The organism is Paenibacillus plantarum (assembly GCF_013141695.1).
Lineage (GTDB): Bacteria > Bacillota > Bacilli > Paenibacillales > NBRC-103111 > Paenibacillus_E > Paenibacillus_E plantarum.
The window spans coordinates 620,680-633,514 of sequence record NZ_WHNY01000067.1 but is presented as its reverse complement, the minus strand read 5'-3'; the positions used below and the strand labels follow the sequence as shown (position 1 = coordinate 633,514).

8 protein-coding genes are annotated in these 12,835 nt (G+C 45.3%); 1 reads left to right on the top strand and 7 read right to left on the bottom strand.

The features are described 5' to 3' along the window. Positions 1–2: 2 nt before the first annotated feature. The 4 genes from iolC to GC096_RS25735 all read right to left on the bottom strand — a co-directional run bounded on the left by iolC (position 3) and on the right by GC096_RS25735 (position 4,940). Positions 3–1,013 (bottom strand): 5-dehydro-2-deoxygluconokinase, encoded by a 1,011-nt coding sequence (iolC, locus tag GC096_RS25750; protein WP_171634151.1) that lies wholly within the window; start codon positions 1,011–1,013, stop codon positions 3–5. Positions 1,014–1,020: 7 nt separating this feature from the next. Beyond that, on the bottom strand, positions 1,021–1,929 hold the full coding sequence (gene iolE / locus GC096_RS25745) for a myo-inosose-2 dehydratase (protein WP_171634150.1): 909 nt from the start codon (positions 1,927–1,929) through the stop codon (positions 1,021–1,023). A 21-nt stretch (positions 1,930–1,950) separates the two neighbouring features. Further along, a complete protein-coding gene (gene iolD / locus GC096_RS25740) occupies positions 1,951–3,816 on the bottom strand; it encodes a 3D-(3,5/4)-trihydroxycyclohexane-1,2-dione acylhydrolase (decyclizing) (RefSeq protein ID WP_171634148.1) in 1,866 nt (621 codons plus the stop codon). Between the two features lie 134 nt (positions 3,817–3,950). Then, positions 3,951–4,940 carry a LacI family DNA-binding transcriptional regulator gene (locus GC096_RS25735; RefSeq protein ID WP_171634147.1) on the bottom strand — a complete coding sequence of 330 codons (990 nt, stop codon included), beginning with the start codon at positions 4,938–4,940 and terminating at the stop codon, positions 3,951–3,953. 129 nt (positions 4,941–5,069) lie between these two features. Here GC096_RS25735 and GC096_RS25730 point away from each other — a divergent pair, with 129 nt between their 5' ends. Then, positions 5,070–7,376 carry an FAD-dependent oxidoreductase gene (locus GC096_RS25730; protein ID WP_171634145.1) on the top strand — a complete coding sequence of 769 codons (2,307 nt, stop codon included), beginning with the start codon at positions 5,070–5,072 and terminating at the stop codon, positions 7,374–7,376. 222 nt (positions 7,377–7,598) lie between these two features. On the opposite strand, the gene GC096_RS25725 is transcribed toward GC096_RS25730, so the two are convergent. From GC096_RS25725 to GC096_RS25715, 3 genes are all read right to left on the bottom strand, one after another. Then, positions 7,599–9,146 (bottom strand): response regulator transcription factor, encoded by a 1,548-nt coding sequence (locus GC096_RS25725; protein ID WP_171634144.1) that lies wholly within the window; start codon positions 9,144–9,146, stop codon positions 7,599–7,601. After that, complete coding sequence (locus tag GC096_RS25720; RefSeq protein ID WP_171634142.1) at positions 9,143–10,939, bottom strand: sensor histidine kinase; 1,797 nt, start codon at positions 10,937–10,939, stop codon at positions 9,143–9,145. The genes GC096_RS25725 and GC096_RS25720 overlap by 4 nt, the downstream gene beginning before the upstream one ends. Before the next feature lie 138 nt (positions 10,940–11,077). Beyond that, positions 11,078–12,829, bottom strand: coding sequence for a hypothetical protein (locus GC096_RS25715; RefSeq protein WP_171634141.1), 1,752 nt, complete (start codon positions 12,827–12,829; stop codon positions 11,078–11,080). Positions 12,830–12,835 lie beyond the last annotated feature (6 nt).

The following is a 12,835-nucleotide window of genomic DNA, read 5'->3' as shown; positions in this document are numbered from 1 at the left end:
CATTATGAGGCTGTAATTTCTCCGCGATTGCAACGTTCAATATAATCATCCACGGCAGCAGCAGTTGGCATAGCATCCGAGCAGCTATGACTGGAAATGACGATACAAGCAGCAGCGCTTCCGTATTCCATACTTTTTTCCAGCGTCCAACCTTGCATAACTCCGTAGATAAAGCCTGCAGCATAAGAATCACCAGCTCCAAAAGTCTTAACAACCTTTGCTGGGAAGCTCTTCGCACGATGTCCGACACCATCCGGTGTGTAGGCGATAGAACCGTCTTTGCCATGCTTGATAATGACTATCTTCGCTGAATAGTCGAACCATTTGGCAGCCGTGATGTGGTCATCCTTTTCCGGATTATGCTCGAATTTCTCCATCATATCGAACTCTTCACGCGTACCGAGGATGATATCGCATTTCTCAGCAGCTAGGTTATAGTACACCGCCGTCTCTTCAGGTGAAGTCCATGTGTATGGACGGTAATCAAGATCAAACACGATGATTGCCCCGTGCTTCTTCGCATAATTCAGTGCTTGGAACACCGCTTCACGTGATGGACTTTGAGCTAGCGCCGTACCGGAAATCAGCAATACTTTCGCACCAGCGATCAGAGATTCCTGGACCTCTTCAGGCGTAAGTTTCAAATCAGCCACGTTATCGCGATACATCAAGATGCTGCAATCTGTTGGGCTTTTGATTTCTGTAAAAGCTAAACCTGTTACAGCGCCTGTGCGATCCGTCACGACATTGCTCGTATCAATCGCGTTGCGCTCTAAATAGGTAGCTATGAAACGGCCCATTTGATCATTCGCAATTTTGCCGATAAAAGAGGTCTTCATCCCTAATCGGGACATGCCAATCGTAATGTTCGCTGGCGAACCGCCGACATACTTCGTGAACGTCATCGTCTCTTCCATTGGACGGTGAATTTCGTTCGCGTTTAGGTCGATACATAATCTGCCGATAGCTACAAAATCAAGTGATTTTTCTTGCGGAAATGTCACATAGGTCATGATCGGATTACCTACTTTCTTTTATTAATAAAGAATGGATATAGTCCAGTGCGTTTTTCGCATAGTCGTAAGCATTATGAGTTGCAGGGTCTTGCTCGCCTTCGAGCATCGCCCATCCTGTGTATTCACGATTCAATAACTCTTTGAAAATCGGTGCAAAATCAAGGCAGCCATCCCCTGGTACGGTAAACACTCCTTTGCGAATACAAGTGACGAAATCAACCTGCTCCGCGCGCGCTTCATCCAGTACATCTTGACGAATATCTTTCAAATGGATGTAAGCAATTCGGTTGTAATGTTTACGCAATACAGTCAATGGATCTCCACCACCGTAGTAGGTGTGCCCTGTATCAAACAGCAGGTAGACCAAGGAAGGATCGGTTAGCTCCATCAATCGATCGATCTCTTCAGGTGACTCAATCACAGTCCCACCGTGATGGTGATAGGTCAGCTTCAGCCCATGCTCAGCGGCAATAGCTCCCGCACGGTTAAGCCCTTCCGCTAAGCTCTGCCAACCTGCTTCATCGAGGCGAAGTACTTCTTTCTCGTTCGGCGTCCGACGCGGATCAAAATGGAGCGAACCCCCAACTTCTGCTGTAGAGATTACGGTGCTGCCCATTTCTTTCAGAAATAGCACATGCTTACGGTAGGCTTCCAACTCTTCTTCTCTATATGCGGGATCCGAGAATAGGACGGATTTCCACTGAGATACAAGCCCAATACCTCGTTCCGATAGTTCTTTCTTCAGTACGTTGATATCGGTCGGATATTTGCGCCCCATCTCCGTGCCGGTCAATCCCAGCTTCTGGATCTCATCTACGATTTGTTCAAATGTGGTATCAGCGCCATGTTCCTTGACGTCCTCTCCCACCCAATTAATCGGATGTATGCCTAGCTTAAACTGTAGTGCTTCCATTGTTAGGTCACCTCTTCTTTGTTAAATGGGTTTAGCCGCTTGTATGTTTTTCTTCATTTCTTCATGGGCTGCTAACACTTTGGCACTCTCCGAAACCTCAGGAACGCCAACCTGCCACCAGGACTCGTAGCCGCCTGTGTTCGTTCCAGGTACGACAGGAATTTCAATTAAGGTCGTCACTGTTTCTTTACTTGCCTGAAGCAGTGCGGACTTGAGTTCTTCTGCATTAGTCGCTTTGTAGGACTTCGCTCCCAAGCTGCGCGCATGTGCTGCGAAGTCAATCGGCATATAACTTCCTGTCAGCTTACGAGTCCCCGTTTCCCGATAACGGAATTCATTCCCGAAGCCTTCGCTCCCTTGACTGCGCTGCAGATTATGAATGCATTGGAAGCCATGATTATCAAACAGCAGAATCGTAAATTTCTGTCCCTCTTGCAAGCTCGTCACTACTTCCGAGTGAAGCATTAAGTAACTGCCATCTCCGACGATCGCATAAACTTCACGACCCGGTTCCGCCAAAGCTGCACCGAAGGCACCGCTTACTTCATATCCCATGCAAGAGAAACCGTATTCCATATGGTACGTTTTGGGCTCAGTTGAACGCCATAAACGGTGTAAATCGCCAGGTAAACTTCCTGCTGCGCAAACCACAACCGAGGAAGAGTCAATGGTTTCATTGATCACACCAAGCGCATGTGTTTGAGCAAAGCCTTCCGCACACTCTGCTTGGTACAAACGATCCACTTCACGATCCCATTCGTCTTTCAAAGTTGCTATGTAACCAGTTTCGTAATTGCTCGAATAATCAAGGAATGTCAGAGTTTCGCGTAATAAGTTCAGTGCTACCTTCGCATCAGCCGTAATCGAAATACCGCCTAACTTCGAAGAATCGAAACCGCTGATATTGATATTAATAAATTGCACATCGTCATTCTCAAAAGCTGATTTGGATGCTGTAGTAAAGTCGGAATACCGCGTTCCCACACCGATAATCAAATCCGCTTGTTTCGCTAGCTTGTTCGCCGCCAGTGCACCTGTCACACCGATCGCTCCGACTTGCAGCGGATGATTCCAAGGCAGCGAGCTTTTCCCTGCTTGCGTTTCCGCAACTGGGATGCCGAACGCTTCTGCAAACTCCGCTAGTTCCTTCGTCGCTTCCGCATATAGAACGCCGCCGCCAGCGATAATTAACGGGCGCTTTTTACCTAAGATCACCGCAGCCGCGCGTTGGACAGTTTCCTGCGCCGCTGGTCGGCGATCGATATAATGAACCTTTTTATCGAAAAAGGTTTCCGGATAGTCGTAAGCTTCCGCCTGCACGTCTTGGGGAAGCGCTAAGGTCACCGCTCCTGCTTCTGCAGGATCCGTTAATACCCGCATCGCTTGGGTAGCAGCGCTCATCAACTGCTCGGGACGAACGATTCGATCCCAGTATTTGCTCACGGACTTGAAGGGGTCTGTCGCAGATACCGTATAATCGTTCGTGACTTCAAGCTGCTGCAGCACGGGATCCGGCTGCCTCGAAGCAAAATTATCGCCCGGCAGCAGCAGCACCGGGATACGGTTGACGGTCGCTGTTGCCGCCGCCGTTACCATATTGAGTGCGCCTGGTCCTATGGAGGTTGTGCAGGCATAAATTTGTTTGCGGTTCTTTTGCTTCGCGTAAGCGGTTGCAGCGTGGACCATTCCTTGCTCGTTCTTGCCTTGTATATACGTAAGGTCACCCGCGCTATACTCTAACGCTTCTCCAATCCCAGTTACATTGCCATGTCCGAAAATCCCCATGACACCTTGAACAAATTTAGTCTCCTGTCCATCGATAGATATGTACTGCTGGTCTAGAAAGCGAAGTAGTGCTTGTGCCATTGTAAGTCGAATTGTACGCATGTAAATCTCCCTTCCACTCAGAGGTTAAGCGCTTAATCTTTCAAATTTTAAGCGCTCGCCCCTGTACGGGTTAAGCGCTTAATCCGATCATACAATATTTTAATTTCACTGGCAATGCTTTTTTTTGAATCACTCTAACTCGAGTTCCGAATCACTAGATGTCCCGTAAGTGTGCGCGAAGCCATTTGTCGCTTTTCCATTAACTCCTTCATCATTTCCATGGCAAGTTTCCCTATCTCATCACGTGGGTAATGAATAACGCTCAACTTTGGCTCAGTAAGTGTCGTCATCAAAATATTCTCTGAACCAAGGATCGCAAGTTGCTCTGGAATCTGAATACCGTTCTTTTTACAAACATCTAGAACACCAGCAGCCATCAAATCATTGGAACAAATAATCGCGCTGAATGGCAGTCCTGAAGGGTAGTTGTTCACAAACCTTTGAAAAACCTCAGATGCATTTTCTAACCGGCCTTCACCGTTTAGCAAAATCTCATCTTGCAGCTCCAACCCCTCTGCCAGCATGGCTTCTTGAAAATTAAGCAGCCTATTCACATGATAGGAGGACGATTGGCTATCTGACATGTACCCGATGCTTGTATGCCCTTTGTCCTTCAAATGTTGAATAGCCTGTCTGTACAGAACAGCCCAGTTCACATCTATATAGGGTATTCCCCGTTCTTGGGCATTCGGACTTTGGGTCACAGATAAGATAGGGACATCCCATTCCGAAATTCGATCATATGTCTCCGTCATCAACTGCTGACCAAGCAGGATAATACCATCCACCCGCCCGCGCAATGACGATATTAATTGCTCTTCCGTTTCCGGCGTATAGCTCTGGAAAAATACGAGAAAGGATTCATCTCTCGCAGCGGATTCAATATGCAATAATAAACCTGCCTCGAACGGATTCCCCAGATAGTTAACCAATACCGCCAATTGACCCGTCTTCTTCGTTTTTAAACTTCGAGCCAATAGGTTAGGTTCATATCCCAATTCTTTCATAGCTGCGAGAACTCTCACTCGCGTTTCCATCTTTACGTTGGTCTTGCCGTTCAGCACGTAAGATACGACGGCAACGGAGACACCTGCACGTTCTGCTACTTCTTGACGACTAGCCATTCAATGATCCCTCCGCAAATTCTACTCGAGTAAATTATACTTAAAAAATGCTTGGCAAGCAATAAATTCGATGCTACAATGTGCTCAAGATATGAATTTACTCGAGTAAATAAATAGGAGGCTTTAAAAATGAAATCTATTCAACAAGCGTTTGATGTTGTCGTTTGCGGTGGAGGACTCGCTGGATTTTGCGCCGCAGTGGCATCGGCAAGACAGGGTGCAAAGACTTGCCTGATTCAAGATAGACCTGTTTTTGGAGGCAACAGCTCTTCCGAAATTCGCGTGACACCACATGGTGCTGCCGCCTTTCATGCCTATGGAAGAGAAACCGGCATTATCTCGGAGTTGCTTATTGAAGAACGAGCTGTCAATCATGAGAAAATTCGCGAAAACGGTTGGACGAATAGTGTGTGGGATATGGTTATGTACGATATGGCTGTCAAAACTCCGAATCTGAGTTTCCATTTGAATACCTCTGTAAACAGCGCACAAGTGACAGACGGTAAACTTACTTCGATAAAGGCCGTTATCGCAAATGCGGAGACTGAGCTTGAAATTAAAGCAGATATCTTCATCGATTGCACAGGCGATGGTGTCATTGCCGATATGGCTGGCTGTGAATGGCGTTGGGGCTCCGAAGGCCGAGAGGAGTTCAACGAACCTCATGCTCCGCTTGATGCCAATTCCGATACCATGGGGAACTCCATCCACTTCCGTGCCAAAGATATGGGACGTCCTGTACCATTCAAAGCACCTGATTGGGCAATCCATCACGAAGACGCTGACTATTTTTATAAACAAGGCCGCACGTTCTATGACACAGAATCCGGATTTTGGTGGATTGAGATCGGTGTCCCATATAACACCGTGTATGATAATGAAAATATACGTCACGAGCTGACCCGACATACCCTCGGCATTTGGGATTGGATGAAAAATCGCGATCCACTTCTGAAAGAACAAACTGCGAACCTTGCGCTTGATTGGATCGGTCAAGTTCCGGGTAAACGAGAGAGTCGCCGAATCATGGGCCGCTACTTCATGACCGAACACGACATTCAGAAGCGTACCGTATTCGAGGACGAAATTGCCTATGGTGGCTGGTTTGTCGATCTTCACACACCTGGAGGACTTCTGGCTCCAACAGCCGAGCCAGCAAGTGCTGAAGGCTATAACGAAACGAGTGAATATGCTCAAAAAAGCTACTGTGGACCTTACGGTATTCCCTTCCGCATCATGGTTAGCAAAGATATTAGCAACTTAATGATGGCGGGACGTAACGTCAGCGTTACCCATGCAGCTCTTGGTACTGTACGTGTCATGTCAACGACAGCCCTGATGGGGCAAGCAGCAGGTACGGGTGCTGCATATGCGTTGAGAAACCAATTGCGTCTGTCCGACATGTCAGGCGAACATATCGTGCATGTACAGCAAACGCTGCTCCGCGACGGATGCTTTCTCCCTAACTATAAGAATGAGGATGCCAAGGATCTCGCTGTACATGCAACGATTAGTGCCAGTAGTACAGCCTCCATTCATGGTGTCGGACCCGAAAGCCGCGATTTCACATTCGGCTTCCGCTCGAAAGCTGAGCAAGAAGCGAGAAAGCATAAAGCTGAGCCGCTAACCTTCAAACGCGGGCAATGGATTGCCATCGAGAAAGGACGCATTGATACCCTCTCTGTCTGCTTGAGCAATAACTCGGATCATCCCCAAAAGCTGTCTGCCCAAATAATTCCAGCAGATCACATTTGGGATTATCGAACAGACACGGGCGTCGTTTATGCAGAAACAACTTTAACGGTTCCGGTAGGACAGCATATTTGGGTGGAATGGCCATTGAATTGGCAGGACTCTGCGGTTGGCAGCCGTTACATTCAACTCCAACTAGGAGTTAATCCATCAGTAGAATGGCATTCGGCTAATCAAATATTGCCAGGCCATATTTCCGCTTACGACATGGGCAGCGGGAAAATGCGTCGCTATCAGAATGATGGCGGCACGCTCAGCTACCAGATCACGCCTGCACAACAGAGCTATGGTGCAGTCAATGTGACTAGCGGTGTAACTCGTCCTCACCAATACACCAATATGTGGATGTCCAATCCCGCACAACCACTGCCACAATATGTGCAGCTGCAATGGGCAAATTCGCAAATGATTCGAGAAATTCATGCCACTTTCCCAGGGCATTTGCTGCAAGAATACCATCGCTATGAGCCATTCTATCGTGATCCTCAATGTCCGAAAGACTATGTAATCGAGGCTTATACACAAGGGCAATGGGTTGCCATCTTAAATGTTGAAGAAAATTACCAACGATTGGTAAAACATACGTTGGATCAAGCAGTTCAGACTGATCGCATTCGTTTGACAGTTAAGGCGACGAATGGGGATTCCTCCGCAGCCATTTATGAGATTCGCTGCTACAGTTAATCGCTTCAGGCGCCGGGTTCAACTGCGTTAGTCGATTATTTCGACTATCTCGCCCTTGCAGGCACTATATCCCCACTGCCGATTGGTGTTTAGATGCATAAATCCAGTTAGATTGCGTGAAGTGATTGATTACTCATCGGTCATTAACGAAAAACGAGGCTGTTTCAAAAAGTCAAAATCGACTCTTGAGACAACCTCATTTTATTTTCATTCACCTAATAATTACTTACTACTTCTGTATTCCTTAGGCGACATAAGAAACTGCTGCTTGAAGACATTCGTAAAATAATTTGGTTCATCAAACCCAATGGCACAAGCAATTTCAAATATTTTCATATCCGTATTCCTCAGAAGTAAAGCCGCTTTATCCATACGGACCCGAGTAACGAATCGTGTAAAACTTTCTCCGGTTGTTTTTTTGAAAACAACACTGAAGTAACTTGGGTTTAAATGAATATGAGCCGCGACATCCGTCAATCGGCATTCTTCATTGTAGTGTTCCTCAATATATTTAATGGCTCTTTCCACCACATTATCACTTTTGGACGCCTGCCATTGATTGAATTGGAGCAGGAAATACTTCACTTGCTCTGCTGCCCAATCCAGCACCTCCTTCGAGGTCCACTGGCTCTGCGGCATTTCATTCGGGAGCCTAGCCAGCGCATTCTGATCGTCAGGATCAAACTGCTTCTGGATCGTCCCGTGCAAAGCGATAGAAAGTGACAATGCACCAAGTCGCATCTCTTCTGGCGATGTAAGACTGAGCTCATGTATCACACGGTTCAACAGCACGAGCAGGCTGTCCTCTTGTCCAACTAGAATGGCTGACATGAGTTGAACTTCCATCTCTCTGACCCTTGCCTGATTAAGGGAAAGCATGATCCCCGATCCGATTTCACTTCCGCTTAAAGAAGGAAGTTTAATAGGATCTGAGACAGCCTCCTTCGTTAACAGATACAATTGTGCCAAGTCTACTGCCGGAGGCGCTAGCCCCATTGAAACCATGCTTGCGCGAATTTTCAAATATTCAAAAGAGGCCGTTGGGATAATGCTTTGCAGTGTTTCCTCCACCTGTTGCAATTCAGTCACCAAGAGGAATGTGTCATGATCCACAAGTAAGAGGCGGGCTTCCAGACCCGCTCCTTTCACTAGCTCTTCCACAATGTTGGAGAAGGCAAATTGCAGCAAACTCATGTCCCTTTTACCATTCGATCTATTCGCCATATCCTCATTATTCATATGCAATAACCACAATTCTTTACCAGACAGCGCTTGATTCAAGCCAGCCAATGTGCTCATTTCATAAGGGAGGTCCAGTAATACCGCACGAAGCTCTTGATCCTGTTGCAGCTGTCTTTGCAAGAGTTGTTTCTGTTGATGCGCATATTTCTCATAGAACCGTTCTGATGCTTTGTTCATGATCTGACGAACGTCGTCTTCCGTGCAAGGCTTGATCAGAATATCTAACGCTCCCAGCCTTACAGCGGCTTGCGCGTATTCGAAATTTTTGTATCCTGTCAAAATAATCACGATCATCTCCGGATAATTCTTCCGCAAATGCCCTACGAATTCGATACCATCCATGATGGGCATCCGAATGTCCGTTAAGACTAAATCAGGCTGAAGCTCATCAAGCAGTACCAAAGCGTCCTGCCCATTCCCCGCCTCACCGACCACTTGCCAGCCAAGCTCTCCACCTTGAAGCATCTTGACTAGTCCTTTTCTAAAATTGGGCTGATCCTCGACAATCAATACTCTTCCGCTTCTCATTCTAGTGATCTCCTTTCATCATTTGTTAGAAGAGGCAGAATAAGACGCATGTTCGTTCCGCTTCCTACGAGGCTAGAGATTTCCATACGGAACGGCGGGCCATACACCAACTCAATTCTTCTTACAACACTCCGTACACCTAGACTTTCTCGTCCATCTGTACGATGCGGCAATGAAGAGCCCTGAACTCCCAATATTTGTGAAACAGCCTTCTCATCCATGCCACACCCGTTATCGGTCACATCAATCTCAAGGAAATCGTCGCGGCTGCTTGCTTTGATGATCAATACTTTATGCGAAACCATATTGCGAAAAGCATGCATAAATACATTTTCAACTAACGGTTGAAGCAAGGAACGCATCACTTGAACATCCATGACATCCTCATCCACTTGAATGATGGTTTCCAAATCCGTTTCAAACAGTTCCTTCTGTATCTTCAAATAGTTACGAATCTGTTGGAATTCTTCTTTTACCGTCGTCAATGTTCGAACAGGCATCAATGAATATTTGAGCATTTCCGAAATGGCAGCGATCAACGCGGCCGTCTCGGTTTCATCCTGCAGGTATAGTTTCCAATAAATTTCATTGAACATGTTGTGTAGAAAATGAGGATTTAATTGCGCTTGCATGGCTTTAAGCTCCGCTTCTTTCTCACTTAATTGCGTGAGATACACTTCCTTAATTAGCCGTCCGACCTGTTCGGCCATTGCATTAAAACTTTCTCCCATATAAGCTAACTCGTCATGGGTACGTATTTCAATGCGTGCATCGAAATCACCCGAGCGAACTTTCCGGAGTCCTAGCATTAAATCCTTAAGCGGACGGAGTAGATTCCCCGTGGAAAGTACGATGAGAACACTGGCGAGTAGAATACTGACCAATCCAGAGTAAACAATCATTTTGAACAAATCACGACTTCTAGATTGAATTTCGGTTAACGAAGTCCCACTAACGAGCTTGAAATTAGTTACTTCCGATACGCCTTGGACATATAAATGATGCTCCATTAATTGCGTTGAATTCATATTTTGAAGCACCGATAATTGATCTACATGAACGGGCGAATTCGTAAATAACAGTTCTCTACTCTTATTAAACAAATACACTTGCCCCTTGCCTGCCTTCGTCAGCTCCTTCAGTGAGCCTGAGAAGAAGGATTCATCAAATGCCATAACGAGTACACCGTAAGTCGTCAAACTACTATTTTTCATAAACCTTGCCACAATAATCGTGTTTCTAAAACCACTTGGCTCAATAGACGATGGTAATGGCACGCTAATCCACACGAGATCGCCAGAGGTGTCGCTAATTTTGGAACGAATCACTTTGAATACATTCTCGTCAGGGGCATTAATGGCAGCAGTCGTATAGCTGAAATACGATGGATTCCCATTTAAGTCATATAGGTACATCCCTGTAATATAGGGCGCATCTGATTTGAGTTGGTAAATCTGATCTTCGATTTGCTTCTTATCATAATAGCGATCAAAGGCATCGGAGCTTTCATTTAAGTTAATGCGTGAAATCAACTTTTCAATTGATGGATTAAATACAACTGTTTGGGAAATACGCACAACTTCTTGCACCTTAAGGTCCAACTTCGCTAACGCTTCTTCGTTCGTGCTGGTAAATTGTTTACTGATCTCTTCCTCGAACAGTGTCAAGTTATAGCGATACGTTAAATATCCGGTCAAGCAGAATGCCAATAAAATAATTATGGATAAACTGAGAATAAGTTTCACCCTGAAACTGCGATTAATCATAATTACATTTCGAATCCAGGATAGCATCTCATTTACCCCTTTGTTCATAAGTGACCGAGCCTTAAACGATATTATAACAACATTAATCGCTTTCCCGCTAATTTTTTCACCAAAACAAAGCAAAACCGATGTCCCAAGTTAAGGGCACACCGGTCTTTTATCAACCTATTGTTTGAATGTGGTCAACAACCGCTTGACGGATTCACCATATTCATTCGTGAACGTCTCAAATACTTTGACCTGAATCGGGAAATCAAGTTGGTTGGATCTTGCGTTTAAATCTATCGTGTTAGTACCATTGTACAACCGGCCTTCGCCTGACAAAGCTTGAACTGATTTCCCAACCGGATTTCCAACATTATCGAATAATTCGAATGAGAGCTTACTGTTAAACTTATCAACCGTAACTTGCTTATCTGGCTTTACACTCAAATCCAGCTTCAGCTTATAATCATAACTCATATTGGCTTGGAAAATAGCTGAAATGGACCAATCTTTTATGGTAATTTCATAGGGATACACGTTAAGTATTTTACTCGTCAGGTCATTTTTCTGAACAGGTACCTTGGCAGAGGCAAGCAGTGATTTATACGATATTTCGCCATTTGATTGTTGACTGTAGAGGTTCATTTTAAGACCTTCACCCGTCTCTGAAGCTGGCAGTGCATAGGAATAACTGACGACATACGAAGCATTAGGAACAACACTTAATGCTGTAGCTTCCTGTCTTCTTCCTCCATAAGCGTAACCATCTATACTAACAAGCTCGGTTTGTATCGCTGGTATTGGAATCGGACGGTCACTATTATTCGTCAATTTAAACTTGGCCACTGCCGTATTGAAGCCATCATCTTCATTATTTGTTACATGTAATTCAACTAAAGAAAGATCAACATTAGAAGGAACGAATTTATTCGTTGCATCTAGTCTAACTGGCGTACCCAATGTATATTCGGGTGCTGGGATCACTCCCTGCGTCACAGCTCCTGTTGGAAGAAGAATATTGACACGACCTACCCGGTAGGTGTCTTCAAAGAATTTACCTTCCCCCATTGAAACAGCATAACTCTCAGGTGTAACTACATTCAGGCTGGTGAATTCCGTATCCAGATCTGTTGGAATGACGATATGAATATACCTCTTCTCACCTGGATCAAGTATAACCGTAGCTTCGGCACGATTACCGGAATATACCTTACTTTCTGACTTCCCATCGATTCCAAAATTAGGTACAGTCTGACGTTCTTTGGTTGAATTTACGACTTGAATCTGAACAACCGTAGAAACGCCTTTCGCTGTGATTTCCTTATGAATGTCTACAGGAATGAAGCCAAGGGTCGAACGCAATGAAGGTAAGGTAAAGGCTTCTCCCCATTTAACAATAGCCGATGATTTCGTAATTGTACTGTCACTGCCGTTCCAGACGATATCAGCATCAACAGGGATACTAAGCAGTGTTGTTTCTACTTTCGGATATACGTCCATATCCACATCGATAAAGTTGAGGCTCGATAGATCCACATCGTCACTTCGTTCAACAATCGACAAGTAGCTAAGTTCCAACTGACTCTTGGGTTGGATGGATTTCGGGTTTTTGGCACTTGGCTGCAGTGTATATTCAATACCGTCTGCCATTAGCACCCGTAGTTCAAAGTCAGGTACACGTGTGATTTTATCAGTCGTATTTCTTATTCGAATGACTGTTCCTAACTTAGTGGAATCCGATTCGCGCTCATTGAGCATGCTTTTGATTTCAACCTCAATTTTATTTGAAAGCGTGTAGCTAATATTCGTACTTGCTGCAGCTTGTGCTGCCAAGCTCTGACCATCCGCAGCCCAAGCAGGTAAAGAAGCTGTAGATAAAAGGGCAGCTGATAGAACAAGGGTAGCCAAAGATCTCTTCATCTTCATATTCACTTATGT